The 2,121-nt window shown below is 42.4% G+C and carries 1 protein-coding gene; it reads right to left on the bottom strand.

Annotated elements, in window-relative coordinates:
• On the bottom strand, positions 1–2,121 hold a 2,121-nt coding region (locus FD17_RS13255; RefSeq protein WP_162256784.1), incomplete at both ends, for a hypothetical protein.

Raw genomic sequence — 2,121 nt, 5'->3', positions numbered from 1 at the left:
CTACCGGCGTATATCCAGGGATCACATTAGGAACCTCTTGAGGATCAACGGTCACTTGTTTGCCAACATAACCTCCCATTTTCGCAACTGTTCCAATGACCTTGGTCGTCTTTTGTCCTTGGTCATCTTGGATATAATGGTTAACGGTTAACGTATTTGCATCAGTGTCATCAATATTATTACCGGTTACATACACATGAACGTTCTGTTCACTGGTCGTGTACGTCGGATTAGGACTCTGACTTTCACCAGCAGGAATCTCAGACTTGTCCGAACGATGATACCCTTCTGGAATTTGAACTTTCGAATTATCGTTCAAATTCAAAACTTCTCCCGTGTGACCTTGAGGCGTTTCAGGGTTGAATTTTGTGCCGTTATGATGCGTATCAATCAGATGAACATTGATGTTAGAGGCTTCATCCCCAGTGTAGTAAATATTTACATCCTCGTGAATATTTAGTCCCACTTTCACAGGTTTAACAACTTGATTTGGAACGATTGTATAACCATTGACCTTTTGTGGCTCCTTACTCAGGTCCACTGCGAGCGTTTGGCCAACTGTACCGGGCAAGCTTGTATCAGATGTAACCGTTGTGTTAGTTGGCTTTCCTTGCTCATCCTGGCGCAAATGATGGACGGTCACAGCATTTTCCACAGCATTACCAGTGTAGTAAAGGTTAACTGGATCGACTGGCTTAGTGCCTAATGTCCGTGTTACCTTCTCTTTACTAGTTACTGTATATCCAGCAATCTGATTGTCTTTACTCATTGGGTTAACCTGCACTGTTTCACCAACGCGTCCACCAATTTTGACTGGAGTGCCGATAGTAGTCGATGTTGGTTGACCTTTTTCATCAACCAAGTAATGGTCGACCGTCAAGGCATTCGCAGAATTTCCATCAATCGTATTTCCAGATACATAGACATTGGCATTCTGATCTTGAGTTCCCCAAGTTAATTCACGAACCTGTGTTTTCTGGTATTCTTTCAATTCATCATTAGTAGCAAAATGATAACCTTCGGGAACATGGATCTGGGTGCTTGTTTTATCCAAATTAAGGATTTCACCCGTATGCCCTTCCGGATTAACTGAATCGCCGACCTGCTTGTCATCATTATTAATATCTAAATAATGAACGGTGATGTTGCTTAGACCATTTGCCTGGTAGTATAGCTTAACCGGATCAACAGGCTTAGTGCCTAATGTCCGGGTTACCTTCTCTTTGTTGGTTACTGTATATCCAGTAATCTGATTATCTTTACTCATTGGGTCAACCTGCAGTGTTTCACCAACATGTCCACCTATTTTGACTGGAGTGCCGATAGTAGTCGATGTCGGTTGACCTTTTTCATCGACTAAGTAATGGTCCACTGTTAAGGCATTTTTATCATTCTCACCAATTGCATTCCCTGTTACATAAACGTGAACATCCTGCTTAACAGTCGAGTAAACTGGATTATCACTCTGACTCTTACCAGTAGGAATTTCAGACTTATTCGAACGGTGATACCCATCTGGAATTTGAACTTTGGAGTTATCATTCAAATTCAGAACTTCGCCGGTGTGACCGGCTGGCACTTGGACTTTAAATTTCGTGCCGTTAACATTGGTATCAATCAGGTGAACGTTGATGTTGGAGTTCTTATCACCGGTGTAGTAAATATTCACATCTTCGTGAGTATTCAAGTGAACATCCACAGATTTCACAGGTTGTTTGGGAACAATTGTGTAACCATTCGCCTCTTGCGGTGCATCGCTTGGATTTACAGTGACCTTTTCGCCAACATTGCTGTTCAGCTGCTTATCATCCAAAATTTTAGTGGTCGTTGGTTTACCCTGCTCATCTTGACGAAGATAATGGACGGTCACAGCATCTTTAACCGCATCACCAGTGTAATAAACATTGACGACTTTGTGAGAATTTTGTTCCACTTTCACAGATGGGACTACTTGATTGGGAACGATTGTGTAACCATTGACCTTTTGTGGCTGTTTGTTCAGGTCCACTGAGAGGATTTGACCAACTCTACCGGGCAAACTTGTATCAGATGTAACCGTTGCGTTAGTTGGCTTTCCTTGCTCATCTTGACGCAAATGATGGACGGTCACAGCATTTTCCA

The sequence above is a fragment of the Lentilactobacillus sunkii DSM 19904 genome, from assembly GCF_001435575.1.
GTDB classification, from domain to species: Bacteria; Bacillota; Bacilli; order Lactobacillales; family Lactobacillaceae; genus Lentilactobacillus; species Lentilactobacillus sunkii.
This window is presented reverse-complemented; position numbering and strand designations above follow the sequence as displayed.